Source organism: Microbacterium oleivorans NBRC 103075, from assembly GCF_001552475.1.
GTDB classification, from domain to species: domain Bacteria; phylum Actinomycetota; class Actinomycetes; order Actinomycetales; family Microbacteriaceae; genus Microbacterium; species Microbacterium oleivorans.
The window spans coordinates 35,423-58,503 of the sequence record NZ_BCRG01000006.1 but is presented as its reverse complement, the minus strand read 5'-3'; the positions used below and the strand labels follow the sequence as shown (position 1 = coordinate 58,503).

The window sequence follows — 23,081 nt, the reverse complement described above, 5'->3', positions numbered from 1 at the left end:
TCCGGGCCCCGGAAGCGGGTCGGAGGGGTGGCAACCTGGGATACCCTTGACGTCTGTGCGCGGAGCCGCGCGAGCCCCGCACATTCTGAACGTCGACGACGAAAGCAGGCGGAACCGTGTCCAGTCAGGCGACCGGCGTGGGAACTACGAGCGACGGGGAATTCGGAGCCAATGAATGGCTCGTCGCAGAGCTGTACGAGCAGTACAGCCGCGACAAGAACTCGGTGGACAAGGAGTGGTGGCCTGTCCTCGAGGCCTACACGCCCGACACCCCCTCGGGCGGCGCCGCCACCGAGGCTGCCGCACCCGCGGCATCCGCTCCGGCAGCACCTGCCGCCGCCGGCCCGGCACCCGCCGCTGAGGCCCGCGCAGCTGCGCCCACCGGCGCTGCGCCCGTGGCACGCACGACCGCCCGCCCCGCCGCGCCGCAGCCGATTCCGGCCGAGGCCCCCAAGGCGGCACCCTCCGCGGAGAAGGCCACGCTCGAGGACACCGTCACTCCGCTCCGCGGGCTTCCCAAGACCCTTGCCGCGAACATGGACGAGTCGCTGACCGTCCCGACTGCCACGAGCGTCCGCACCATCCCCGCGAAGCTGATGATCGACAACCGCATCGTCATCAACAACCACATGTCCCGCACGCGCGGCGGCAAGGTGAGCTTCACGCACATCATCGGGTGGGCGCTGATCCAGGCGCTCAAGGCATTCCCGACCCAGAACGTCTTCTACACCGAGGTCGACGGCAAGCCGTCCGTGGTCTCCCCCGCCCACATCAACCTCGGCATCGCGATCGACCTGCCCAAGCCCGACGGCACCCGTGCGCTCATGGTCCCCAGCATCAAGCAGGCGGAGACCCTCACATTCAACGAGTACCTGCTGGCCTACGAGGATCTCGTCCAGCGCGCGCGTAAGAACAAGCTGACCGCCGCCGACTTCCAGGGCACGACGGTCTCCCTCACGAACCCGGGCGGCATCGGCACGGTGCACTCCGTCCCCCGCCTCATGAAGGGCCAGGGCTGCATCATCGGTGCCGGCGCCCTCGACTACCCGGCTGAGTTCCAGGGAGCCAGCGAGAAGACCCTCGGCGAGCTCGGCATCGGTAAGACCATCACGCTCACGAGCACCTACGACCACCGCGTCATCCAGGGTGCCGGCTCGGGCGAGTTCCTCAAGATCGTGCACCAGCTGCTCATCGGCCAGGACGGCTTCTACGACGACATCTTCGCGGCCCTCCGCATCCCGTACTCGCCCATCCGTTGGTCGAGCGACATCAAGGTCGACATCGCCGAGCGCGTCGACAAGACGGCGCGCGTGCAGGAGCTCATCAACTCCTACCGCGTCCGCGGTCACATGATGGCCGACATCGATCCCCTCGAGTACGTTCAGCGCACGCACCCCGACCTCGAGATCGAGAACCACGGGCTGACCTTCTGGGACCTCGACCGCGAGTTCGTCACGAACGGCTTCGGCGGCAAGCGCACGATGAAGCTCCGCGACATCCTGGGCATCCTCCGCGACTCGTACTGCCGCACCGTCGGTGTCGAGTACATGCACATCCAGGACCCGACCCAGCGCAAGTGGTTCCAGGACAACCTCGAGATCAAGTACCAGAAGCCCGGGCACGACGAGCAGCTGCGCGTCCTCGGCAAGCTGAACGAGGCCGAGGCATTCGAGACCTTCCTGCAGACGAAGTTCGTCGGTCAGAAGCGCTTCAGCCTCGAGGGCGGCGAGTCCCTCGTCCCGCTCCTCGACCAGATCCTGCAGGGTGCTGCGGCCGAGGGTCTCGACGGGGCCGCGATCGCCATGGCGCACCGTGGTCGCCTCAACGTCCTCACCAACGTCGCCGGCAAGACGTACAGCCAGCTCTTCCGCGAGTTCGAGGGCTCCGTCGCCGTCGGATCCAAGAGCGGTTCGGGTGACGTCAAGTACCACCTCGGCACGCAGGGCACCTTCGTCGCCGACGGTGGCGAGGAACTCCCCGTCTACCTGGCGGCGAACCCCTCGCACCTGGAGACCGTCGATGGCGTCCTCGAGGGCATCGTCCGCGCCAAGCAGGATCGCCTCCCCATCGGGTCGTTCTCGTGGCTGCCGATCCTCGTCCACGGCGACGCGGCCTTCGCCGGCCAGGGCGTCGTGATGGAGACGCTGCAGATGTCGCGCCTGCGCGGCTATCGCACCGGCGGCACCGTGCACGTGGTCGTCAACAACCAGGTCGGCTTCACGACCCTCCCGCTCGACGCGCGCACCTCGATCTATGCGACCGACGTCGCCAAGACGATCCAGGCCCCGATCTTCCACGTGAACGGCGACGATCCCGAAGCCGTCGTCCACGTCGCGGAGCTCGCCTTCCGGTACCGCCAGGAGTTCAACCGCGATGTCGTCATCGACCTCGTCTGCTACCGCCGTCGCGGCCACAACGAGGGCGACGACCCCTCGATGACGCAGCCGCTGATGACGAACCTCATCGAGGCGAAGCGCTCGGTTCGCAAGCTCTACACCGAGGCCCTCGTCGGTCGTGGCGACATCACCGAGGAGGAGTACGACACCGCGAAGCAGGACTTCCAGAACCGCCTCGAGATCGCCTTCGCGGAGATCCACGCCGCACAGACCGGGACCTCTCCCGTGGTCGCCCCCGACAACGCAGCCGAGCCCGCAGTCGGCGAACCTGACTCGACCGCCGTCAGCCGTGACGTTATCGAGCGCATCGGTGACGCGTTCGTGAACAAGCCTGAGGGCTTCACGGTGCACACGAAGCTGCAGCAGCTGCTCGACAAGCGCCACGACATGAGCCGCAACGGCAAGATCGACTGGGGCTTCGGAGAACTGCTCGCCTTCGGCTCCCTCCTCGCGGAGGGCTCGAACGTACGACTAGCCGGACAGGACGTCCGCCGTGGCACGTTCGTGACGCGCCATGCCGTCATGCATGATCGCGCGAACGGCCAGGAGTGGCTGCCGCTGGCGAACCTCAGCGACAACCAGGGCCGGTTCTACGTCTACGACTCGCTCCTGAGCGAATACGCGGCGATGGCGTTCGAGTACGGCTACTCGGTCGAGCGCGCCGACACGCTGACGCTCTGGGAAGCGCAGTTCGGCGACTTCGCCAACGGCGCGCAGTCGGTCATCGACGAGTTCATCTCGTCGGCCGAGCAGAAGTGGGCGCAGCAGTCGGGCGTTGTGCTCCTGCTCCCCCACGGCTACGAGGGACAGGGACCGGACCACTCGTCGGCCCGCATCGAGCGCTACCTGCAGATGTGCGCGCAGGACAACATGACCGTCGCGCGCCCCTCGACGCCCGCGTCGTACTTCCATCTGCTCCGCCGCCAGGCCTACGCGCGTCCGCGCCGTCCGCTCATCGTCTTCACCCCGAAGGCCATGCTGCGACTGCGGAACGCGACGAGCCCGGTGGAGGACTTCCTCGAGGGCCGATTCGAGCCCGTGCTCGACGACGAGCGTTCGCTCGACCGCGGCGCCGTCACCCGGGTGCTGCTGCACGCCGGCAAGATCCACTGGGATCTGGCCGCCGAGCTCGAGAAGAAGCCCAACGAGAAGGTCGCCCTGGTCCGCCTGGAGCAGTACTACCCGGCGCCGGTCGACCAGCTGAACGCGGTCCTCGACAGCTACCCCAATGCGGAGCTGTTCTGGGTCCAGGAGGAGCCCGCCAACCAGGGCGCCTGGCCGTTCATCGCGCTCGAGGTCGAGAAGCACCTCAAGGGCCGTACGATCACACGGACCTCCCGGGCCTCGGCGGCATCCACCGCCACCGGCTCGCCGAAGGTTCATGCTCGCCAGCACGCGGAGATCATGGAGCAGGCGCTCGGCTTCTGATCGGATGCCGGACAGAGAAGAGGCCCCGCTTCGGCGGGGCCTCTTCTCTGTCTCTCCTGCTCGTCAGCGAGAGGTCAGTGGTGGGTGGCCTGCTCCGTGCGCAAACGTGCGAGAACCTGGTCGCGAAGATCCTCGGGAGCGGCTTCCTTGCAGGCACGAGCGACCACGGCCGTCAGCGTCGTCGCGACGAGGGCTTCGTCACGGCACTCGGCGCAGTTCTCGAGGTGCTCGGTGATGTCCGCGTGGCGGGTGTTGCAGATCTCGTTGCGCAGGTACTCTTCGAGGTCCTTCTGGGCCTTGTCGCAACCGCAATCGGTCATTTCGCACTCCTCGTGGCGGGCACATCGATGCCGCGCTCTTTCGCGTAGTCGGACAGCAGGTCGCGGAGCTGTCGTCTGCCTCGATGCAGACGGCTCATGACCGTGCCGATGGGGGTTTTCATGATGTCCGCGATCTCCTGATACGCGAACCCTTCGACGTCCGCGAGGTACACGGCCAGTCGGAAGTCTTCCGGAAGGGACTGCAGCGCATCCTTGACGACGGATGCAGGCATGTGGTCGATCGCCTCGGCTTCGGCTGACCGCGCCGAGGACGCCGTCGTCGATTCCGCTCCCCCGAGCTGCCAGTCCTCGAGATCGTCGATCGTGCCCTGGTACGGCTCGCGCTGCTTCTTCCGGTACGTGTTGATGTACGTGTTCGTCAGAATGCGGTAGAGCCACGCCTTGAGGTTGGTGCCCTGGGTGAAGGACGCCCAGGCGGCGAACGCCTTGACGAATGTCTCCTGCACCAGGTCCGACGCGTCAGCGGGGTTGCGGGTCATCCGCATCGCCGCCGCGTAAAGCTGGTCCATGAAGGGGAGCGCCTGCTCCTCGAACTGGGTACGCGGGTCTTCGACCGCCTGATCGTTCATCGCCCGCAAGTCTACGTCTGCCCATTCGGCGAGCTCGGGCGCTTCCAATACGGCGGTCATCGCGCTCCTCTCCACTGGCCTGAATGTCGTCGACATGAGGGTCCAACGAGGCCGGGGCTGGGCCTATTCCCAGCTTTCTCCGGATCCTCGTCTCACGACGTGACGACGGGGATCTCGATGCTGACCCGAGTGCCGCGTCCCTCGTGGGAGTCGACCGACACCGAACCGCCGTGGCGTTCGACGATCGTCCGGACGAGGGCGAGCCCCAGGCCGCTGCCGAGCCGGTCGCGCGCGTTGGCACCCCGCGCGAGCTCGTCGAGCACCGACGGGACGTCTGCTGCCGGGATGCCGCGGCCCGTGTCCGCGACCTCGATCACGACGCGGCCGGCCCGCTCGATGCCGCGGACCTCGACGGTGTCGCCGGGCTCGGAGTACTTGACCGCATTCGACACGACGTTGTGGACGGCGGTGAAGAGCAGATCCGGATCCCCCACCACCGTCGGCAGCGGCCACGGAGCGGACGGGAGCGTGACACGGATGTCGCGCCCCTGTGCCTCACCGATGGTGGCGGCCGCGTCGGTGACGACGTCGCTCAGGTCGACGGCGACGCGCTCCATCGGAGCGGTCTGGAGCTCACCGAGCTTGCGGAGGTCGCCGACGAGTCGCGCCATGCGCGTGGTCTGCGCATCGATGGCCGTGAGCTGCGGCGTCGATGCGTCGCTGACTGCGACGGCCGCGCGGATGGCGGTGATGGGGTTCTTCAGCTCGTGGTCCAGACGGTCGAGGAACCGGCGGTGCTCGACGGCGGCGGAACGCCTCGTCTCCTCGTGCGCGCGCAGCGCAGTCCGCCGGATGTGGGCTCGCCACGTGAGCGCGATCACCGTCACAGCGGCGACGACCACGGCGACGACGAGGATGACGGTGCCGAGTGGCGTCGACACCACGACCGTCCGCTGATCGAGTGCGAAGGCGACGATCGCGAGGACCAGCAATGCCGCCGTCGGAAGCGCGGCCACGACGACCCGGCGCCTGCTCACGCGCGGCGCACCGATCGGGTGAACCGGTAGCCGACCCCCGGCACGGTCTCTATGTACGTGGGCGAGGACGCATCATCCCCCAGCGCGGAACGCAGTTCGGCGACACGGTTGTCGACGGCGCGCGTGTGCGCGGCGAAGTCGAACCCCCACACGACGCTGAGGAGTCGCTCGCGCGCATGAGCCTCGCCCGGCCGCGTCATCAGGAACTCGAGCAGCTGGAACGCCTTCGGTGTGAGCGAGACCTCCACGCCGTCCCGCCACACCCGGCGGGCGGGCCGGTCGAGCCGCACCCCGTCCGCCTCGACGACCTCCGATGAGACGAGACCTCCTGCGCCCGTCGCAACCCGCCGCAGGACCGCTCTCGTGCGGGAGACGAGCTCCTGGGGGTCGAACGGCTTGTTCAGGTAGTCATCAGCGCCCTCGTCCAGAGCGGCGGACCGCTCCCCGGACTCGCCGACGTGGGTGAGCAGGATGACGGGTGTCGCGTCACCCGCGCGTCGGAGCCGGCGGAGCAGCTCGCGACCGTCGACCACCGGCATGACGACGTCGCTCACGACGATGTCGGGATGCCGCGACGCGATGACCCGCAACGCCTCCGCGCCGTCCGCGGCGACGTCGACGTCGAACCCGCTCCGACTCAGAAACGGTGCGAGGCTCTCGGTGATCGACTGCTCGTCATCGACGAGGAGCAGCCGGGGTGCCGCATCGGAGGACATACCCGGATCGTAGCGATCAGGAGACGGGCGTCGTCACGTTCGCGGTGCCGGCGTAGTCGATCGCGGGCGTCCCGCTCTCCCAGCCCACGAGGTTGATGTCGGCGCTCTTGTCGAAGACGATCTTCTCTGCCGAGGCCACCACGACGTTCTCCGCGTCGCCCTTGATGCTCAGGAGGCCGACGTCGGGAAGAAGGACGACGCCCGCGCTGGCGAGGATCGTCACCTCCTTGCAGTTGCCGGTGAACTCCACGATCATCCCGTCGAGGTCGCGCCCCACCGTGGCGGACCCGTCGGTGCAGGTGAGGTTCTGCGTGACGAGTTCGCGCAGGCGTGTCCGGTCGAGCTTCTCCTTGGTCTGAGCGTCGACCACCGCGCTCGGCTCCGCCTGCGGCGCGGGCGACGCCTCCGAAGCCGGCGGTGTGCTGTCCGGCGCCTCGCTCGACGAGGACGGCGCAGGAGATGATGCGCGCGCGGCGGGATCGGTGACGGCCACGGAACATCCTGCGAACAGAAGCGGAGCGAGAAGGGCGGCTCCGAGAAGCGCGGATCGGATGCCGGTGCGAGAGATCTGTTCCATGGCAATCACGCTAGAGGGTGGATGTCGCGGCGCTGTCTCGGCGCTGTCGCAGATCAGCGACATCGCCGACGAAACCCCGACATCGGTCGTGTCGCCCTGTTCAGTAGGCTGGAGGCGATGAGCGACGCCCCCTTCTCCCCGTCCCCCGCCGCGTCGTGGCCGGCTCCCACGCCGAGCGAGCCCGTGCACGCCCGGGTGTCGGTGCCCGGGTCGAAATCGCTGACGAACCGCGAGCTCGTTCTCGCTGCGATCGCCGACGGCCCGAGCCTGCTGACCGGGGCGCTCCACTCCGACGATTCCGCCCGAATGATCGATGCGCTGGGCGCTCTGGGAGTCTCCATCGAGCGCGTCCCCGGCGATTCGCCCTTCGGTCCCGACCTCGAGGTCACCCCGCCGTCCACCTTCGCGGGAGACACGACGATCGACTGCGGCCAGGCCGGCACCGTGATGCGGTTCGTGTCCCCCCTCGCCGGCCTCGCCGTCGGAGACGTCCACGTGACGGCGCATCCGACCGCTCTGCATCGCCCGATGGGGGCGATGATCCAGGCTCTCCGAGAGGTCGGAGCCGACATCGATGACGGGGGCAGCTGGTCCCTGCCATTCGACGTCCGCGGCCACGGCCACATCCGGGGCGGTGAAGTGACGATCGACGCGAGCCAGTCGAGTCAGTTCGTCTCCGGTCTCCTCCTGGCGGCGGCCCGCTTCGACGTCGGCCTCCGACTCATCCACGAGGGCGAGCGTCTCCCGAGCCTGCCGCACATCGAGATGACGATCGAGGCTCTCGCCCGTCGGGGTGTCCACGTCGAGCATCCGACCCCGAACGAATGGGTCGTCCCCGCGGGCGGCGTCCGCGGCAAAGACGTGGCGATCGAGCCGGACCTGTCCAACGCCGCACCCTTCCTGGCCGCGGCAGTGCTCACCGGTGGATCGGTGACCGTCCCCGGGTGGCCCGCTCATTCGACTCAGCCCGGCGCTCTGCTCGCCGACATCCTGCCGGTCATGGGCGCGCACGCGTCGCGCCGGGCCGGAGCCCTCACCGTGACCGCAGGAGAGCGGATCGCCGGTGTCGACCTCGATCTGTCCGCCGCGAGTGAGCTGACTCCGACGCTGTTCGCCCTCGCGGCATTCGCAGATGCACCGACGACGTTCCACGGCATCGGTCACATCCGCGGGCACGAGACCGATCGGATCGCCGCTCTCGTCGACAACCTCCGCGCGCTCGGCGGCGAGGCCGAAGAGCGGGAGGACGGCATCCACGTCGTCCCGAGGCCGCTACAAGGCGGCATCTGGCGCGCTCACCACGACCACCGCATCGCCACCGCAGGCGCCGTCATCGGGCTGAGGGTGCCGGGTGTCGTCGTCGACGACATCGGCACGACCGCCAAGACCATGCCGGAGTTCCCCCAGCTCTGGGCGGACATGCTCGCGTGAGCTGGCTTACCGACGATGACGATGACGACCTCGAGTTCGACGAGGCCGACATCCGCATGCGGCCCAACCCGAAGGCGAATCGTCCGCGCACGAAGCGCCGGCCTGCGCACGCCGACGCGCAGATCGCGCGCGTGCTCGGCGTCGATCGTGGCCGCTACACCGTCCTCATCGACGAGGACGGGCCCGACGAGCGCCAGATCCTCGCGTCCCGCGCCCGGGAGCTCCGCAAGCAGCCGATCGTCAACGGCGACCGCGCTCGCGTCGTGGGAGACCGGACCGGGGACGACGGCACGCTCGCGCGCATCGTCGGCATCGAGGAGCGCAGCTCTCTGCTCCGCCGGAGCGCCGACGACACCGATCATGTCGAGCGGATCATCGTCGCCAACGCCGACCAGCTCCTGATCGTCGTGGCCGCGGCCGATCCCGAGCCACGCCCGCGACTCGTGGACCGCTATCTGATCGCCGCGTTGGATGCCGGCATGCACCCGATGCTCGTCGTCACCAAGACCGACCTCGCCGATCCCACCGCGTTCCTCGCCCACTTCGAGGGTCTGGACGACCTCGAGGTGTTCACGAGCGGCCTGGAGACCATGCCCGTCGGGCCCATCGGCGAACGTCTCGCGGGACACTCGACGGTCTTCGTCGGACACTCCGGCGTCGGCAAGTCCACTCTCGTGAACGCGCTGGTACCCGACGCCGCCCGCGCCATCGGCCATGTCAACGTGGTGACCGGTCGCGGCCGTCACACGTCGAGTTCTGCGGTTTCCCTGCGCTACGCCGGCGACGGCGGACGCGGCTGGGTCATCGACACCCCGGGCGTCCGATCCTTCGGCCTCGGTCATGTCGACCCGGCCAACATTCTCCGGGCGTACACCGATCTGGCGGCCGTCGCGGAGGAGTGCCCCCGCGGATGCACCCACCTGCCCGATGCTCCCGACTGCGCCATCGCCGAGGCCGTCGCCGAGGGCAGATTGGGCGAGCGGGGAGCGGCGCGTCTCGACTCCCTCCAGCGGCTGCTGGCGACATTCGCCACCTGATCCCGACGCCTAAGATGGTCGGATGCCGCGACTGAACACCGGAGCCCCCGCACCCGATTTCACCCTTGTCGACCAGGACGGCGCGAGCGTTTCGCTCGCCGATTTCCGCGGACGGCGTCTCATCGCCTTCTTCTACCCCGCCGCCATGACGCCGGGTTGCACGACCGAAGCCTGCGACTTCCGCGACAGCGTGGCTCCGCTGCAGTCCGCGGGGTACACCGTCGTCGGCATCTCGCGGGATGACCCGGGCAAGCTTCGGGAGTTCCGCGAACGCGACGGCCTCCCCTACGACCTGCTGAGCGACCCGGACCACTCCGTGCACGAGGCATACGGCGCGTGGGGCGAGAAGATGAACTACGGCAAGGTCGTCGAGGGCGTCATCCGCTCGACGTTCGTGATCGACGAGGACGGCACCCTCGCGCACGCACTGTACAACGTGAAGGCGACGGGGCACGTCGCCCGAATCCGGACGCTCCTCGGCGTCTGATCAGACCTCGTCGGCCGCGTCGGCTGCCCCCCTGGCACGCCGACCGGCGACGCGCGCCGCGGCGATGAGCAGGATGACGCCGACGATGGCGGGAACCGCGATCGTTGCGGCGAGACGGATGTCCGCACCTTCGCCCGTGAGCGTTCCGAGCGCAATCGACAGCACGAGCAGTTGCGCCACGATGCCGCCGGAACGGCCCGCCGACGCTCCCCGCCAGACCGCGACGGCGAAACCTGCGAGCGCGGCCGCACCGATAACCGTCAGCGCGAGGAGGGCGATCGAGCTCGCGGCGCTGCCGCTGTCGCCGCGGACGAGGGCGATGATTTCCCAGACGGCGAGGGCGAGGACGCCGGTAGCTTCGAGGGCGAGCCATCCCGCCGCCATGCGCTCGACACGGGTGGTCCGCACGATGATCGCTCCTCCTGGCCGCCGGGGCACGGCGAGGCGCCGAAATACTCCGTTAACCCTTGATTCACATGCCCGGGCATGGGAATATTGACGGGCAAGTGTGCTCCCACAGCGGCGTGGGGCGAGCGTCTGCTCGCACACCACCCAGGTTAGTCGACGTCGCCCGGCGTCGCATCCCGACTTCCGATCCCCCCTTTAGGAGCACCGCTATGGATTGGCGCGACAAATCCGCCTGCCTGACCGTCGACCCCGAACTGTTCTTCCCCGTGGGGAACACCGGGCCCGCCGTCGACCAGATCGAGAAGGCGAAGTCCGTCTGCGCCCGGTGCACCGTCACCGAGCTCTGCCTGCAGTACGCCCTCGAGACCGGCCAGGACTCGGGCGTCTGGGGCGGCCTCTCCGAGGACGAGCGCCGCGCTCTGAAGCGCCGCGCCGCACGCGCCCGACGCGCGTCCTGACACCGCCGCGCGCGGGTCTCAGGCCCGCGCGCGCTCGATGTACCGCATCGGGATCTCGATCGTGACCTCGGTTCCGCTGCCCATGAGGGTGTGCCAGTCGATGGTTCCGCTGAGCTCGCCCTGGATGAGCGTGCGCACGATCTGAGTGCCGAGTCCCCGTCCCACCTGCCCCTCGGGCAGGCCGACACCCGTGTCGCGGACGCGGACGGCGAGCCGGTCTTCGTCGCGCTCGGCGATGATCTCGACCTCCCCTTCCTTGTCGGCCAGACCGTGCTCGACCGCGTTGGTGACGAGCTCGGTCAGTGCGAGGGCGAGGGGCGTCGCGTATTCGCTCGGCAGAGTTCCGAAGGTGCCGGTCTTGACGGTCCGTGCCCGCGTGTTCGGGGCCGCTGCGACTTCGGCGACGAGCTTCAGGACCCTTTCGAAGACGTCGTCGAAGTCGACGCTCTGCATGAGTCCTTCGGAGAGGGTGTCGTGGACCACCGCGATGGCGCTCACACGTCGCATCGCCTGTGTCAGCGCATCGCGGCCCTCGTCGGAGTGCGTGCGGCGGGCCTGGATGCGTAGCAGCGAGGCGACCGTCTGCAGATTGTTCTTGACGCGATGATGGATCTCTCGGATCGTCGCATCCTTCGTGATGAGTTCCTGCTCCTGGTGGCGAATCTCGCTGACGTCGCGGCAGAGGACGATGGCACCGATCCGATTGCCGTTCTCCCGGAGCGGGATCGTCCGCAGCGACACCGTCACCCCTCGCGCCTCGACGTCAGCGCGCCACGGCGCGCGGCCGGCCATCACGATCGGAAGCGACTCGTCGAACTGACGGGATGCCGGCATGATCGTCGTCGCGACCTGCATGAGCGATTCGCCCTCGAGCTCGTCGTCGAATCCCAGCCGATTGAACGCCGACAGCGCGTTCGGGCTCGCGAAGGTCGTGATGCCGTCGACGTCGAGCCGGATGAGGCCGTCCGACGCGCGCGGTGCGCCACGACGAGGCGACGTCGGCGCGGTGAGGTCCGGGAAGTCAGCGGACGCGATCATGCCGAACAGATCGTCGGCGCAGTCGTTGAAGGTGATCTGCTGACGGGACGGCGTGCGCGCCTCGCCCAGATTCGTGTGGCGGGTCACCACCCCGATCACCCGGGTCTCACGACCCCCCGCCGCGCGCTCACGGACGATCGGGACGGCGCGGACCCGCGTGGGGGTCTCCTCGAACCAGTCCGGGGAGGCCGAATCGACCATGCGCACCTGCGTGAACGCGTCCTTGACCTGAGTCCGCCACTGCGGGCGGACGGCGTCGCCGACGATGTCACGGTAGAAGAGGGTCGCCGCGCCGCTCGGCCGAGTGTGCGCGACGGCGATGAACGAGTCATCCGCAGTCGGCACCCAGACGACGATGTCGGCGAAGGCGAGGTCGGCGAGCAACTGGCCGTCGCCGGCGAGACGGTGGAGCCATTCGACGTCCTCCGCGGTGGAACGGCCTTGGGCGTAGACGAGGTCGCTGAGCGTGGACACGCCTCCACCCTAGATCCTCCCGTCCGAGCGCTTCCGGTGTCCGGCTGCTAGGCCGTCCGCGCCAGCCGACGACGGGCCTGGCGCGTGGCGGTCGGCTCAGCGGCGGCGCGCGGTGCGAGGGACTCCGCGACGAGGCGTCGCACCGCGGTCGGCACCGCCGAGCGCGGTGCAACGTGGGTGATGGGGCGGGCGGCGAGCATCGCGGCATCCGTTCCCCGGGCATCCCACGGCACGAAAGCGACGTCCGTCGCGCCGGTGTACCTCTCGAGCGTCCGGCGGACCTGACCGCGCGCGTCGACGCCCAGCGCAGCCGCACGCACCTTGTTGACCACCACCCGGACCGGTGTCGCGCCGGCCGCGGCGCGGAGATCCGGCCACGCGCGGACGAACCGTGCGACGCCGACGGGGTCGGCGGCGACGACCGCCAGGATCGTGTCAGCCGCCTCGAGCGCCGCGAGCGTGGCGGCGTTCCGGCGGGGACCGTCGATCAGATCACTGACGATCTCCTCGTCGCGCTCCAGCGGCGACGCGACGTCGACGACGGTGTCGTCGGCCCACCCTCGGCATGCGTCGAGCGCGGACACCACGCGCGGGTGGGAGAGTTCGGGCCACCGTCCGGGGCGGTTGAGGCCCGTGAGGACATCGACCTCACCGAGTGTCGACGCGATCCGGCTGAGCTCCGCGACCGTCAGTGCACCTCGTTCGGCCTGACGACAGGCGGCGGCGAAGCCGGGGCCCTCGTCGGCCAACCCGATCGCCAAGGCGATCGACGGCGCATGCGAATCCGCATCGACGAGTGCGACCCTGTTCGTCGCGGTGGACAGCGCGCACGCCACCTCGATCGCGAGCGTGGTCCGCCCCGGCGCGCCGTGCGCACCCCACACGGTGATGACACGGCCCCGGCTCGACTCGACGTGCCGGGTCGAGACGGGAGCGGCCAGCAGTTCCGCAGCGGACGCGTCGGGTTCGTGCGGGGACAGACCGAGCGATGCGGCAAGGCGCCGGTCCGAGCTTCGCGCACACAACGGCACGATCCTGACGGACATCCGGTCGCAGGCGGCCACCACCTCGGCGGTCAGCGCCGCCGGACGGCCGTCGACGATCAGGAGGTCGGCGCGCGCCAGCTCGGCCAGGAGCTCGGCTGCCTCTGGGGTGGACATCGCATCCAGCGCGGCACTCGCGGGGGCGCAAGCTGCGACCACCGCCCGGACATCGGCTTCCTCGTCTCGCAGACGCACGGCGAGGTCCTGGCCCCGTCGCCCGTCGACGGCGACGACGACCCTCATTGCGCCTTCCCCGCGACCGGCACGACGGACAGGCTCGACTCGTCGGCGAGTGCGGCGAGCGTCGCCGCGACGTCGGCGCGCGGGATGACGATCTCGAGCGAGACATCCTTCCCCGACACGACGGCGTCGTCACGTGTCACGGTGACGACGGTCGCGGAGGGCACCAGGATGCGAGGCTCACCGAACTCTCCTCCGCCCTCCGCCGGCGCCGCCCACACCTCCACGACCGATCCCGGCGAGATCGCCGCGGAGACCTCCCCCGCGGTGCGGATGACCACGCTCGTCGTCGTCGCCGCGTCCGCCTCGTCCACCGCTGCCTGTGGCAGCAGCTCACCCTCGAAGACCGTCCGGGTCGCGATGACGCCGGGCTCGAGCGAGGCCGGCGACACGTAGGTCTCGCCCGTGGGACCGAGGGCGACGTCGACCACTCTCAGGTCGTCCGCCGTCACCGTCTGTCCGGGGACGATCGTGCGCGCCGCAGCGAAGACGGGGGCGGTCTGGCGTGCGGAGGCGACGACGAGCCAGACGCCGGCGACGGAGGCGATGATGAGCGCGATACCCAGCAGGAACCGCGCGTCGGCCCAGAACGCGCGGGGCGCCGGCCGGACGGTGTCGGGAGTGGTCATGACGTCATGGTGGCTGAGCCGCACCCGCGGTGGCGGGGATTATCCACAAGCCGTCCGGGCTCCGGATACGAGCGCCCGTCGGCCCCATAATGGCCTCATGCCCGAAGGAATGCCTGCGCGAATGCTGACGCCCGCCCAGGTTGCGGAGATGCTGCAGCTGGAGGTCGACGAAATCGTCGCCCTCGTACTCGACGGCCGCCTGAGGGGCGCGCGCCTGGGCTCCCCCGCGTCGTGGCGGATCGAGGCGGCGAGCGTCGAGGACTACCTCGACGACCAGGCCGAAGACGCGCGCCTGCACGCACTCTGGCGCGAGTCGAACGCCGCCAGCTTCCCCGAGCTCTGGGGCCGCGGCCGCCGCGGCGGAGAGTAGGACTCGCCCGCGCCTCACGCGAGCGCGGCGGGCGATTCCAGCCGCACGCCGGCGAGCGCACTGAAGAGGACGAGGCGATGCCCCGCCACGAGGTCGGCGCGCCGCGGCGCCCCGCGGTCGTGGAGCGCGAGATCCAGGTGATCGGATGCCGCCCGGTCGATCGTGCCGCTGTGCTCTCGGCCGTCCACGGTGTGCAGCGTCACCGGTACGCGACGGCGCGCGAGATCGCGGAGGACGAACCCGAGCGTCATCCGCTCGCGGAGTCGACTGGTCGTTCCTCCTCGCGCGCTGCGGAGCACATCGGCGTGTGACGGACCGAGCGCGACCACGGCCGCCAGGGGGACGAGGAGCGCGCCACGAGCAGCACCGTCATCGACCGCGAGCCAGTCCGGCCCCACCGCGATCGGCACGCCCGTCACCGCCGCTCCGGAGGAGAGTTCGACGAGGAGCGGCCCCTCGACCGAATCGGTCAACGCGCTGAGGCGCTCGAAGAGGGAGAGGCGCGCCAGGCGCAACCGTTCCGCCTCGGTGTCGAGCGCCGCACGCTCCGCCTCCCATTCGGAGTCCAGTTGGTCTTCGAGGTCCTCGAAGAATCGATCCCAGCGCACGAGGCGAGGGTAGGCGATTCGCACACCGACCGCCGCCTTTATCCACAGGTTGGAGTATTCTCATCCACCGCCTCGCGGGCGTGTGCTGTACTCATGCCGTTCACCGCCCCGCAGACACCTGTCGCCCGAGAGGAATCGACATGGCCCTCGCCGCCTACGAAGACCGCCGCATCCCGCGCTCGGGGAGTTCCCTGGAGGTAGCGGAGTATTTCGCACCGCAACGCACCCCCTCGAGCGACCTCCCCGACCCCCTGCCCCTCGTGAAGAACCTCACGATCGGAGTCCTGGAGGTCCTCGCGGGAGTCCGCGATGTGGACCAGCTCGCGAGGTGGCTCGGTGAGGATGCCTACCGCGCGCTCGTCACTCGGGCAAACCTGTCGGCCCGGGCGCGGAGCGCGCGCGGTGTCGCGGCGGTCCGCCCGGCACACCGCATCCTGACGGAACGCACTTGCGACCCCGCGGACGGGGTGCTCGAAGCGGTCGTCGTCGTCAGCGGGCCGGTTCGCACCCGTGCGGTCGCGATGAGGCTCGAGGGCTGGGACGGTCGCTGGCGTGCGACGTCCCTCGCCCTCCTCTGAGTCGGACTACTGCCGGTAGGACGCGAGGAAGTTGCCCAGCCGTTCGATCGCTTCGGTGAGCACGCGCGCCTCGGGCAGGGTGACGATGCGGAAGTGATCGGGAGTCGGCCAGTTGAACCCCGTCCCCTGCACCAGGAGAACGTGCTCGGCGACGAGGAAGTCGTAGACGAACTTCGCGTCGTCGTGGATGTCGTAGACCTCGGGGTCCAGCCGGGGGAACGCGTACAGGGCGCCTTGCGGCTTGACGCAGCTGATTCCGGGGATCGCCGTCAGGCCCTCCCACGCGGCATCCCGCTGTTCGCGAAGACGCCCCGTGGGCGCGATGAGCGCATCGATGGACTGCACGCCCGACAGGGCCGCCTGGACCGCGAACTGGGCCGGGACGTTCGGGCAGAGTCGGGTCGACGCGAGGAGCTGGATGCCCTCCAGGAAGCCCGCGGCGTGCTTCTTCGGGCCCGTGATGACCATCCACCCCGACCGGTAACCGGCCACCCGGTAGGTCTTCGACAGGCCGTTGTAGGTGAGGCACAGCAGGTCGGGTGCGAGGGTCGCGAGCGGGATGTGCTGGGCGTCGTCGAAGAGGATGCGATCGTAGATCTCGTCGGACAGCAGAAGCAGATCGTGCTCACGCGCGATCTCGACGATCCCCTGCAGGATCTCGCACGTGTAGACGGCGCCCGTCGGATTGTTCGGGTTGATGACGACGATCGCCTTGGTCTGCGGTGTCACCTTCGCACGGATGTCGTCGAGGTCAGGCTGCCAACCGTTCTCGCTGTCGGCGAGATAATGCACCGGTGTGCCCCCGGCCAGGCTCGTCATCGCCGTCCAGAGCGGGTAGTCCGGCGCGGGGATCAGGACCTCGTCGCCTTCATCGAGGAGGGCCTGCATCGTCATCGTGATGAGCTCGGACACCCCGTTTCCGAGGTAGACGTCGTCCGGGTCGAACTTGGGGAAGCCGGGCTCCTCCTCATACCGCGAGACGATCGCGCGGCGCGCGGACATGATGCCGCGTGAGTCGGAATAGCCGTGCGCCTGCGGGACCGCTTCGATCATGTCGCGCACGATCTGGAACGGCGCCTGGAACCCGAAGACAGCCGGGTTGCCGGTGTTGAGCTTGAGGATCGTGTGACCCTCGTCCTCCAGCCGGTCGGCCTCGACCAGGGCGGCCCCGCGGATCTCGTAGAGGACGTCCTTGAGCTTGGATGACTGGTCGAGGATGCGCGGGGTCATCGGTTCAGAATAGCGGGGGCCGACGGGGCCAATACGCGGTCGGTGGACCGGCTGAGCACCCGTCGCCCCAGCGTCACTTCTTCTTGCCGGACGCCCGTCGCTGCGCGCGGTTGCCCGCGTCAGCCGGTGCGGAGCCGGCATCCACCTGCTGCCCGAACGCACCCCGGGGCGCGTCGGCGGGAGCTTCCTGCTCGGCCTCGCGCTGACGGGCCTTACTGGTCGCCGCCTGCTGAACCTGGCCGCGCTCGTTGCGGACCTCGACCTCGCCGGCGTCGTTAGGCGCCGTGTACTGGAGCTTCTGCACGTCGATCTCGGGCGACGCGAGACCCTTGGCTTCGATGTCGCCGCCCTCGGTCTGACGAACCTCGACCTCGAGATTGAAGAGGAAGCCGACGGATTCCTCCTTGATCTGCGCCATCATCGACTGGAACATCTGGTACCCCTCGCGCTGATACTCGATGAGCGGGTCGCGCTGCGCCATGGCGCGCAGGCCGATGCCGTCCTTGAGGTAGTCCATTTCGTAGAGGTGGTCGCGCCAGCGACGGTCGAGGACCTGCAGCACGACGCGGCGTTCGAGCTCACGTGTCGCGGCCTCGCCGAGCTTCTCCTCACGCGAGCGGTAAGCGATCTTGGCGTCCGAGAGCAGTTCGCGCTTGAGCAGTTCAGGCGTGACCTTGCCCTTGTTCCCGCTTTCGGCAACGACCTCGTCGATCGTGACGCCCACAGGGTAGAGGGTCTTCAGCTCGGTCCACATGGCGTCGAAGTCCCAGCTCTCGTTGTGCCCGGAGCCGGTGTGCTCGTCGATGATCGCGCCGATGGCGTCCTCGATGAAGTGCTCGACTCGCGACGAGAGGTCATCGCCTTCGAGCATCTGACGCCGGTCGGCGTAGATGGCCTCGCGCTGGCGGTTGAGGACGTCGTCGTACTTGAGGACGTTCTTGCGGATCTCGGCGTTGCGCGCCTCGACCTGGGACTGCGCGCTCTTGATCGCACGCGAGACCATCGTCGACTCGATCGCGACGTCGTCGGGGAAGTTCGTACGTGCCAGGATCGCCTCGGCCGCGCCCGACTGGAACAGGCGCATGAGGTCATCGGTCAGCGACAGGTAGAAGCGGCTCTCGCCGGGGTCGCCCTGACGGCCTGAACGACCGCGCAGCTGGTTGTCGATGCGACGGGATTCGTGGCGCTCGGTGCCGAGGACGTACAGACCGCCCGCCGTGACGACGCGGTCCGCCTCCTCCTGCACCTTCTCCTTGACGGCCGCGTAGACCTCTTCCCACGCGGCTTCGTACTCGTCGGGCGTCTCGACGGGGTCGAGTCCCTTCGCCTTCATCTCGGAGACCGCGAGGAACTCGGCGTTGCCGCCGAGCATGATGTCGGTTCCACGACCCGCCATGTTGGTCGCGACGGTCACGGCACCGTACCGACCGGCCCGGGCGACGATCTCAGCTTCACGAGCGTGGTTCTTCGCGTTCAGGACTTCGTGCTTGATGCCCTTCTTCGCGAGGAGCTTCGACAGGTACTCGCTCTTCTCGACGCTGACCGTTCCCACCAGGACCGGCTGACCGGACTCGTGGCGCTCAGCGATGTCCTCCACCACCTGCGCGAACTTCGCCTGCTCGTTCTTGTAGACGAGGTCGGACTGATCCTTGCGGATCATCGGCTTGTTGGTGGGGATGGGGACCACGCCGAGCTTGTACGTCGACATGAACTCGGCCGCTTCGGTCTCGGCGGTACCCGTCATGCCCGCGAGCTTGTCGTAGAGACGGAAGTAGTTCTGCAGGGTCACGGTGGCGAGGGTTTGGTTCTCGGCCTTGACCGCGACGCCCTCCTTGGCCTCGATCGCCTGGTGGATGCCCTCGTTGTAGCGACGACCGACCAGGATGCGGCCCGTGTGCTCGTCCACGATCATGACCTCGCCGTTCATCACGACGTAGTCGGTGTCTCGCTTGAACAGCGCGAGCGCCTTGATGGAGTTGTTGAGGAAGGAGATGAGCGGGGTGTTCGCCGACTCGTACAGGTTGTCGATGCCGAGGTAGTCCTCGACCTTCTCGATACCGGGCTCGAGCACACCGATCGTGCGCTTCTTCTCGTCGACCTCGAAGTCCACGCCCGCTTCGAGGGTGCGCGCGATCTTCGCGAACTCGGTGAACCAGCGGTTCGCCTCGCCCGACGACGGACCCGAGATGATGAGGGGCGTGCGGGCCTCATCGATGAGGATCGAGTCGACCTCGTCGACGATGCAGAAGAAGTGACCGCGCTGGACGAGGTCCTCGCTGCGCCAGGCCATGTTGTCGCGCAGGTAGTCGAAGCCGAACTCGTTGTTCGTGCCGTAGGTGATGTCGGCCTCGTACTGCTGGCGGCGCACCTCTGGGTTCTGGCCCGAGACGACGGTTCCCGTCGTCATGCCGAGAGCTCGGAAGACACGACCCATGAGCTCGGACTGGTACGACGCGAGGTAGTCGTTGACCGTGATGACGTGGACGCCCTTACCGGCGATCGCGTTGAGGTAGGCCGGCAGAGCCGCCGTCAGGGTCTTGCCCTCGCCCGTCTTCATTTCGGCGATGTTGCCGAGGTGGAGGGCGGCGCCTCCCATGACCTGGACGTCGTACGGGCGCTGGCCGAGGGTACGGCTGGCCGCCTCGCGGACCGCGGCGAACGCCTCCGGCATGAGCTTGTCGAGGGTCTCACCGGCCTCATGACGGGCGCGAAGCTCGGCGGTCTCGCCGCGCAGCTCCTCGTCGGTCAGGTGCGCATAGTCCTCTTCGAGGGCCGACACGGCCTTCACGACCTGCTGCAGCCTGCGCAGAACGCGGCCTTCGCCGGCACGAAGCAGTTTCTCGAGGGGGTTCGCCACGGAGGATCTCCATCTGTCGATTCGCCACCCCGACGAGCGATGTCGGGGTGCCGGTGCGCAGGACGCGCAGACATATACCGCCATGTTATCCGCCTGTGACCTACGAGGTTGCTGGAGACGCTCGGCATCCCCGCCCGGAGTCGACCGGCGGCATCCACCGGCCCGTAAGATCGGCGCATGGCGGGTTTCTGGGGTAGGCGAAAGCGCGAGGACGCGGAGATCGAGGCACAGGATGCCGAACTCAGCCGGAAGGCAGGGGCGGCCCTCGTGTCCGCCGACGAGCGGATCCGGGTGACCGACGACGAGCTCGCCTACGCCGAGATCGAGCTGGGACGCGAGGCGACGAAAGACCTCCGCGACGCGCTCGATTCCGTTCGCACCCACCTGGGTGAGGCGTTTCAGCTGCACCAGCTCAACCACGACGAGATCCCCGACACCCCCGAGGAGCTCCGTACCCGCAACGCACGCATCGTGCAGCTGTGCGAGTGGGCCGAAGACCTCCTCGACGACCGCACCGAGTCCCTCGCGGAGGCCATCGCCCGCGCACGCCGTGCCCCCGAGATCATCGCCGGCATCCGCACCGACGTCGCCAAGCTCCGCGAACGCCTTCCGGCGCTGACCACGAGCCTCGAGCGGCTCTCGACCCGGTACTCGGATGCCGCGATGCGGACGGTCCTCGGCAACGCCGCGGAGGCAGCCCAGCTCCTCGACTTCGCCGAGCACAGCTCCGAGGTGTCGGAACGCCGCCGCGACGCGGGCCAGCGCGAGCAGGCGAATCTCGCCCTCGAGACCGCGATCGAAGCCTCCCGGCGGGCGGGCACCCTCGTCGAGGCGGTCGACACCTTCGAGATCGAGGCGCTGCGAGCGGAGTCCACGCTGGCGGCCATCGTCGACGATTCGAGGGACGACCTGATCGTCGCCCAGCCTCTGCTCTCGACTCCGGCCGTCGCGTCGGCCGCCGCGAACCTCGAAGCCGCTCTGGAATCGTTGACGCCGGCCGGCAGCAAGCCCGACCCGTTCGCCGAGCTCACGCGCCTGCGCGCCGCGAACGCCGCTCTGGATGCCGCGGTCGACAAGGCGCGCGAGCGCGCCGCCCGCCCGGTGCCCACCGAAGACCACGTCCGCCACGCCATCGACGACGCCGACCGGCAGATCGGGGTCGCGCGAAGCGTCATCTCCGGCCACCGCGGATGGATCGGAGCCGACGCCCGCACTCGACTCGCCGAGGCCGAGCGCGTCCGCGGCGATCTGATGCGGTTCGCCGGCGCGATCGACGAGGACGATCGCGATGAGGCCATGGGTCTCGCACGGCGCGCGGCACACCTCGCCGGCGAAGCCCTGCAGCTCGCCCAGCGGGACATCGACTCCTCGCGTCCCGACGACTGGGGCAACGGCGGGTTCGGCGGCCGCGGGGGCATGGGCGGCGGCATGGGCGGCGGCAACCTCGCCGGCGGTCTGCTCGGTGGCCTCGTGATCGGCGGCCTCCTCGACGGCATGTTCGACTGATGTCCACGCTCGCCGAGGCGCTCGCCGCCTCGCAGGACTGGGGCGTGCCGCATGCCTCCGCCGCCGTCATCACGGCGGACGGGCGGGTCGCGGCATCCACCGGCGATCAGGATCACGTCTACCGTCTCGCGTCAGTCACCAAGCTCCTCAGCGCCTATGCGGCGCTGGTCGCGGTCGAGGAGGGTGCGCTCGCGCTCGACCAGCCCGCTGGTCCCCCCGGAGCGACCATGGAACACCTCCTGGCACACACTGCGGGCTACGACTTCTCGACGCCCGCGCTCCGCGCCGCTCCCGGCGAGCGCCGCCTGTACTCCAACACGGGATTCGAGGTCCTCGCCGACCTGCTCGAATCGGAGACGGGCATCGCCTTCGACGCCTATGCGCATGAAGCGGTGTTCGCCCCGCTCGGGATGGCGTCGACGTCGATCGGCGACTCCGCTGCGGCGGGCGGCTCGTCCTCGACCGCCGATCTGGCGCGCTTCGCGAGGGAGCTGCAGGAGCCTCAGCTACTCGACCCGGCGACGCTGGCGCGGGCGACCGGGGTCTCCTTCCCGGGTCGTCGCGGCGTGCTCCCCGGTTTCGGACAGCAACGCGAGAACGACTGGGGCCTCGGTCTCGAGATCCGCGGCACGAAGAGTCCGCATTGGACGGGCTCCCGCAACTCCCCCGACACGTTCGGCCACTTCGGCCAGTCCGGGACGTTCCTCTGGGTCGACCCGCGCGCCGGGGCCGCGCTCGTCGCTCTGACCGACCGTCCCTTCGGCCCGTGGGCGGCGGAGGCCTGGCCGCCCTTCAGCGACGGTGTCCTCGACGCCCTCGCAGCACGCTGAGCGGGGCGGGACAACGACGAAGGGCGGATGCCGTGCGGCATCCGCCCTTCGTCGTGTCAGAGGATCAGGAGGCGAGCTCCGCGGGTGCGGCGGTCGTCGTGAGCGAGATCACACCGTAGTCCCAGCCCTTGCGGCGGTAGACGACGCTCGGCTGATCGGAGCGGGCGTCGATGAACAGGAAGAAGTCGTGGCCGACGAGTTCCATCCGGTCGACGGCGTCTTCCACGGTCATCCACTCGGGGTCGAAACGCTTGGTGCGGATGACCACCGGGGTGTAATCATCTTCGTCCTCGGCACCGGTCACGATCGGCACCTCGCCGGTCGCAACGGCACGGATGACGTCGACGGAGGCAGGCTGCACGTCGATGCCCTGCAGCGTGCCGGTGCCCTTTTCGAGCTTGGCGCCGCGGGGGTGGTTGCGCAGGTCGACGCGCTTCTCCTTGGCACGGCGGATCTGCTCGGCGAGCTTGTTGATCGCGAGATCGAGAGCGGCGAACTTGTCGCCGTCCACGGCCTCGGCTCGGACGAGAGGACCCTTGCCGGTGAGGGTGACCTCGACGGTCTCATCCTCGCGCCCGCCGTTGTGGTAGGTGCGGTGCGTGACCTTGATGTCGAGCCGCTGGGCCCGAGGGGCAAGGTGCTCGATTCGGGCGGACTTCTCTTCGACGACTGTGCGGAAACGATCGCTGACGCTGACGCCCACACCGACGATGTTGATTTCCATCCCTGACCTCCTTGTTCCGGTCCACCCGGTCAAGGGCGGACCGTGGTTCGCCTTGTGTCCCCCCACCGT

22 protein-coding genes are annotated in these 23,081 nt (G+C 69.0%); 9 read left to right on the top strand and 13 right to left on the bottom strand.

Annotation, left to right across the window (positions count from 1 at the left end):
- Window positions 1-116 precede the first annotated feature (116 nt).
- Entirely contained in the window at window positions 117-3,824 is a 3,708-nt protein-coding gene (locus MO1_RS07915) for a multifunctional oxoglutarate decarboxylase/oxoglutarate dehydrogenase thiamine pyrophosphate-binding subunit/dihydrolipoyllysine-residue succinyltransferase subunit (RefSeq protein ID WP_174520566.1), read from the top strand.
- Between the two features lie 74 nt (window positions 3,825-3,898).
- On the opposite strand, the gene MO1_RS07910 is transcribed toward MO1_RS07915, so the two are convergent.
- The 5 genes from MO1_RS07910 to MO1_RS07890 form a co-directional block, all read right to left on the bottom strand.
- Window positions 3,899-4,144 carry a zf-HC2 domain-containing protein gene (locus MO1_RS07910; protein WP_036312648.1) on the bottom strand — a complete coding sequence of 82 codons (246 nt, stop codon included), beginning with the start codon at window positions 4,142-4,144 and terminating at the stop codon, window positions 3,899-3,901.
- Window positions 4,141-4,794: a sigma-70 family RNA polymerase sigma factor gene (locus MO1_RS07905; RefSeq protein ID WP_036312650.1), complete on the bottom strand. Its 654-nt coding sequence runs from the start codon at window positions 4,792-4,794 to the stop codon at window positions 4,141-4,143. The genes MO1_RS07910 and MO1_RS07905 overlap by 4 nt, the downstream gene beginning before the upstream one ends.
- 92 nt (window positions 4,795-4,886) lie before the next feature.
- On the bottom strand, window positions 4,887-5,771 hold the full coding sequence (locus tag MO1_RS07900) for a sensor histidine kinase (protein WP_036312652.1): 885 nt from the start codon (window positions 5,769-5,771) through the stop codon (window positions 4,887-4,889).
- Complete coding sequence (locus MO1_RS07895; protein ID WP_036312654.1) at window positions 5,768-6,487, bottom strand: response regulator; 720 nt, start codon at window positions 6,485-6,487, stop codon at window positions 5,768-5,770. Before MO1_RS07895 ends, MO1_RS07900 begins: the two co-directional genes overlap by 4 nt.
- A 16-nt stretch (window positions 6,488-6,503) precedes the next feature.
- Window positions 6,504-7,064, bottom strand: a complete 561-nt coding sequence (locus MO1_RS07890) for a hypothetical protein (RefSeq protein WP_052009485.1) — start codon at window positions 7,062-7,064, stop codon at window positions 6,504-6,506.
- Window positions 7,065-7,181: 117 nt separating this feature from the next.
- Between MO1_RS07890 and aroA the strand changes: the two genes are divergently transcribed.
- Genes aroA through bcp form a run of 3 tightly spaced genes read left to right on the top strand, consistent with a single transcriptional unit; the run spans window position 7,182 to window position 10,019 of the window.
- Window positions 7,182-8,495, top strand: a complete 1,314-nt coding sequence (gene aroA, locus MO1_RS07885; protein WP_036312656.1) for a 3-phosphoshikimate 1-carboxyvinyltransferase — start codon at window positions 7,182-7,184, stop codon at window positions 8,493-8,495.
- Complete coding sequence (gene rsgA / locus MO1_RS07880) at window positions 8,492-9,532, top strand: ribosome small subunit-dependent GTPase A (protein WP_060915725.1); 1,041 nt, start codon at window positions 8,492-8,494, stop codon at window positions 9,530-9,532. The genes aroA and rsgA overlap by 4 nt, the downstream gene beginning before the upstream one ends.
- 22 nt (window positions 9,533-9,554) lie before the next feature.
- Window positions 9,555-10,019, top strand: coding sequence for a thioredoxin-dependent thiol peroxidase (gene bcp, locus MO1_RS07875; protein ID WP_060915724.1), 465 nt, complete (start codon window positions 9,555-9,557; stop codon window positions 10,017-10,019).
- On the opposite strand, the gene MO1_RS07870 is transcribed toward bcp, so the two are convergent.
- On the bottom strand, window positions 10,020-10,427 hold the full coding sequence (locus MO1_RS07870) for a hypothetical protein (protein WP_060915723.1): 408 nt from the start codon (window positions 10,425-10,427) through the stop codon (window positions 10,020-10,022).
- Between the two features lie 209 nt (window positions 10,428-10,636).
- Between MO1_RS07870 and MO1_RS07865 the strand changes: the two genes are divergently transcribed.
- On the top strand, window positions 10,637-10,885 hold the full coding sequence (locus MO1_RS07865) for a WhiB family transcriptional regulator (RefSeq protein ID WP_036312663.1): 249 nt from the start codon (window positions 10,637-10,639) through the stop codon (window positions 10,883-10,885).
- Between the two features lie 18 nt (window positions 10,886-10,903).
- Here the strand turns inward: MO1_RS07865 and MO1_RS07860 are convergent, their stop codons facing one another.
- The 3 genes from MO1_RS07860 to MO1_RS07850 are packed head-to-tail and all read right to left on the bottom strand — an operon-like array spanning window position 10,904 to window position 14,309.
- Window positions 10,904-12,397: a sensor histidine kinase gene (locus MO1_RS07860; RefSeq protein ID WP_036312665.1), complete on the bottom strand. Its 1,494-nt coding sequence runs from the start codon at window positions 12,395-12,397 to the stop codon at window positions 10,904-10,906.
- Between the two features lie 47 nt (window positions 12,398-12,444).
- A complete protein-coding gene (locus MO1_RS07855; RefSeq protein ID WP_060915722.1) occupies window positions 12,445-13,683 on the bottom strand; it encodes a CpaE/TadZ family protein in 1,239 nt (412 codons plus the stop codon).
- Entirely contained in the window at window positions 13,680-14,309 is a 630-nt protein-coding gene (locus MO1_RS07850; RefSeq protein WP_036313221.1) for an SAF domain-containing protein, read from the bottom strand. Before MO1_RS07850 ends, MO1_RS07855 begins: the two co-directional genes overlap by 4 nt.
- Window positions 14,310-14,430: 121 nt before the next feature.
- Here MO1_RS07850 and MO1_RS07845 point away from each other — a divergent pair, with 121 nt between their 5' ends.
- Window positions 14,431-14,679 (top strand): helix-turn-helix domain-containing protein, encoded by a 249-nt coding sequence (locus tag MO1_RS07845; protein ID WP_036312669.1) that lies wholly within the window; start codon window positions 14,431-14,433, stop codon window positions 14,677-14,679.
- Window positions 14,680-14,693: 14 nt separating this feature from the next.
- Here the strand turns inward: MO1_RS07845 and MO1_RS07840 are convergent, their stop codons facing one another.
- Window positions 14,694-15,287: a hypothetical protein gene (locus MO1_RS07840; protein WP_036313223.1), complete on the bottom strand. Its 594-nt coding sequence runs from the start codon at window positions 15,285-15,287 to the stop codon at window positions 14,694-14,696.
- A gap of 140 nt (window positions 15,288-15,427) precedes the next feature.
- Between MO1_RS07840 and MO1_RS07835 the strand changes: the two genes are divergently transcribed.
- Window positions 15,428-15,865 carry an Rv3235 family protein gene (locus tag MO1_RS07835; RefSeq protein ID WP_036312670.1) on the top strand — a complete coding sequence of 146 codons (438 nt, stop codon included), beginning with the start codon at window positions 15,428-15,430 and terminating at the stop codon, window positions 15,863-15,865.
- A 6-nt stretch (window positions 15,866-15,871) separates the two neighbouring features.
- Here MO1_RS07835 and MO1_RS07830 read toward each other — a convergent pair whose 3' ends face one another.
- Together MO1_RS07830 and secA are read right to left on the bottom strand one after the other, a co-directional pair.
- Entirely contained in the window at window positions 15,872-17,095 is a 1,224-nt protein-coding gene (locus MO1_RS07830) for a pyridoxal phosphate-dependent aminotransferase (RefSeq protein WP_060915721.1), read from the bottom strand.
- A 73-nt stretch (window positions 17,096-17,168) separates the two neighbouring features.
- Complete coding sequence (gene secA, locus MO1_RS07825) at window positions 17,169-19,952, bottom strand: preprotein translocase subunit SecA (RefSeq protein WP_036312674.1); 2,784 nt, start codon at window positions 19,950-19,952, stop codon at window positions 17,169-17,171.
- A gap of 177 nt (window positions 19,953-20,129) precedes the next feature.
- Here secA and MO1_RS07820 point away from each other — a divergent pair, with 177 nt between their 5' ends.
- Both MO1_RS07820 and MO1_RS07815 read left to right on the top strand, forming a co-directional pair.
- On the top strand, window positions 20,130-21,458 hold the full coding sequence (locus tag MO1_RS07820) for a hypothetical protein (protein ID WP_036312676.1): 1,329 nt from the start codon (window positions 20,130-20,132) through the stop codon (window positions 21,456-21,458).
- Window positions 21,458-22,288: a serine hydrolase domain-containing protein gene (locus MO1_RS07815; protein ID WP_060915720.1), complete on the top strand. Its 831-nt coding sequence runs from the start codon at window positions 21,458-21,460 to the stop codon at window positions 22,286-22,288. Before MO1_RS07820 ends, MO1_RS07815 begins: the two co-directional genes overlap by 1 nt.
- 64 nt (window positions 22,289-22,352) lie before the next feature.
- On the opposite strand, the gene hpf is transcribed toward MO1_RS07815, so the two are convergent.
- Window positions 22,353-23,012, bottom strand: a complete 660-nt coding sequence (gene hpf / locus MO1_RS07810) for a ribosome hibernation-promoting factor, HPF/YfiA family (RefSeq protein WP_060915719.1) — start codon at window positions 23,010-23,012, stop codon at window positions 22,353-22,355.
- Window positions 23,013-23,081 lie beyond the last annotated feature (69 nt).

Coding starts and splice junctions, on each gene's coding strand:
- MO1_RS07820 (WP_036312676.1), top strand. CDS start 20,130: ATGGCGGGTTTCTGGGGTAGGCGAAAGCGCGAGGACGCGGAGATCGAG.
- MO1_RS07850 (WP_036313221.1), bottom strand. CDS start 14,309: ATGACCACTCCCGACACCGTCCGGCCGGCGCCCCGCGCGTTCTGGGCC.
- aroA (WP_036312656.1), top strand. CDS start 7,182: ATGAGCGACGCCCCCTTCTCCCCGTCCCCCGCCGCGTCGTGGCCGGCT.
- MO1_RS07830 (WP_060915721.1), bottom strand. CDS start 17,095: ATGACCCCGCGCATCCTCGACCAGTCATCCAAGCTCAAGGACGTCCTC.
- MO1_RS07845 (WP_036312669.1), top strand. CDS start 14,431: ATGCTGACGCCCGCCCAGGTTGCGGAGATGCTGCAGCTGGAGGTCGAC.
- MO1_RS07865 (WP_036312663.1), top strand. CDS start 10,637: ATGGATTGGCGCGACAAATCCGCCTGCCTGACCGTCGACCCCGAACTG.
- MO1_RS07855 (WP_060915722.1), bottom strand. CDS start 13,683: ATGAGGGTCGTCGTCGCCGTCGACGGGCGACGGGGCCAGGACCTCGCC.
- MO1_RS07815 (WP_060915720.1), top strand. CDS start 21,458: ATGTCCACGCTCGCCGAGGCGCTCGCCGCCTCGCAGGACTGGGGCGTG.
- MO1_RS07835 (WP_036312670.1), top strand. CDS start 15,428: ATGGCCCTCGCCGCCTACGAAGACCGCCGCATCCCGCGCTCGGGGAGT.
- bcp (WP_060915724.1), top strand. CDS start 9,555: ATGCCGCGACTGAACACCGGAGCCCCCGCACCCGATTTCACCCTTGTC.
- MO1_RS07895 (WP_036312654.1), bottom strand. CDS start 6,487: ATGTCCTCCGATGCGGCACCCCGGCTGCTCCTCGTCGATGACGAGCAG.
- hpf (WP_060915719.1), bottom strand. CDS start 23,012: ATGGAAATCAACATCGTCGGTGTGGGCGTCAGCGTCAGCGATCGTTTC.
- MO1_RS07910 (WP_036312648.1), bottom strand. CDS start 4,144: ATGACCGATTGCGGTTGCGACAAGGCCCAGAAGGACCTCGAAGAGTAC.
- MO1_RS07890 (WP_052009485.1), bottom strand. CDS start 7,064: ATGGAACAGATCTCTCGCACCGGCATCCGATCCGCGCTTCTCGGAGCC.
- MO1_RS07905 (WP_036312650.1), bottom strand. CDS start 4,794: ATGACCGCCGTATTGGAAGCGCCCGAGCTCGCCGAATGGGCAGACGTA.